Source organism: Lacticaseibacillus jixiensis (genome assembly GCF_042847315.1).
GTDB classification, from domain to species: Bacteria; Bacillota; Bacilli; order Lactobacillales; family Lactobacillaceae; genus Lacticaseibacillus; species Lacticaseibacillus jixiensis.
In genome coordinates this window covers 1-1,228 of record NZ_BAAFPR010000088.1, presented here as the reverse complement: position 1 = coordinate 1,228, position 1,228 = coordinate 1, and the positions used below count along the sequence as shown (strand labels likewise).

General features: G+C 49.0%; 2 protein-coding genes. Both read left to right on the top strand.

Translation table 11 applies throughout. The features are described from left to right. Nucleotides 1–531: Mu transposase domain-containing protein (locus tag ACGG90_RS15590; RefSeq protein WP_449273603.1), on the top strand; the 531-nt coding region annotated here is incomplete at its 5' end. An 11-nt stretch (nucleotides 532–542) separates the two neighbouring features. Then, on the top strand, nucleotides 543–1,228 hold a 686-nt coding region (istB, locus tag ACGG90_RS15585; protein WP_390410732.1), incomplete at its 3' end, for an IS21-like element helper ATPase IstB.

The following is a 1,228-nucleotide window of genomic DNA, read 5'->3' as shown; positions in this document are numbered from 1 at the left end:
CAAACCAAAGGTGTTGTCGAAGCCTTGGCCCGTACCACGGAACGTCTGCGGGTCTATAACAATGAGTTTTACGACGAAGTGGATCTGGTCAATATCGTTGATGAACTGTGTTACGACCTCAACCACGAGGTCTCACAAGCTACCGAAGAGATACCCATCTACAAGTGGGAGAACGAAGAAAAGGAGTACCTGCACGAGCTGCCAGATAACCTTCTCGATCCATACTTCGAAGAAGACATTACCCGTGTCGTCTCCAAAGAATCGATGGTGATCTTTCGCAAATGCAAGTACTCCGTAGATCCGCGCTACATTGGTCGCACCGTTGGCATCGAGTTGACCGATGATGAGCAGCATATCCAAATCTATTATAACGGAGAGATGATTCGCGCGCACGAGATTACGACCCATCAATTTAACTACAACACGGACGACCAGGTGGAGATCCTGGGCTCAGACCTGCTTAAAGGCCAAGACCCCGAAGATATTCTGGGCTTCATCAAAGAACATCTGAGCGATTACGACAAAGTGTGAGGTCACAGCCCATGACGAAATTTCAAGAATTACTGACTAATCTGGATGCATTAGGCCTAGGCAAGATGCATGCTTATTTGCCTGACTACATCGACCAAATCAACGCCCAGCAACTATCGTTCACCGACGCAATGCTAAACCTCACCGAAGCAGAATTACACTGGCAAAGTGATCAAGAAGTTGAACGGATCATTCACCGCGCACACTTTCCGCAAGCGAAGACGCTTAAGGCGTTTGACTTTGATTTCCAGCCAAACATCAACAAACAAGAAGTACTTGGTTTCCAAGACCTTGCCTTCATGGAGAAGCGAGAGAATCTTGTCTTCATCGGCAGCCCGGGGGTGGGTAAGACCCACTTGGCCATCAGCATCGGCATCGAGGCGTGCCGGCAAGGCAAGCGTACGCTGTTTATCAACTGCCATGAGCTTCTGAGCCGGCTTCGTGCTGCATATGAGAGAGGTGACTTGGATCGTAGTATCAATCGATATGCGCGCTATGACCTATTGGTGGTCGACGAGATCGGGTATCTGCCAATCGATCACGACGAAGCCAATCTCTTATTTCAGCTGGTCAATGCAAGGTATGAGAAACACTCAACCATCATCACCAGCAACACCGACTTATCCGGCTGGGTAGAAATCTTCCAGAACCCAACTGTGACTGCGGCAATCCTGGACCGTCTAGTTCACCATGTACA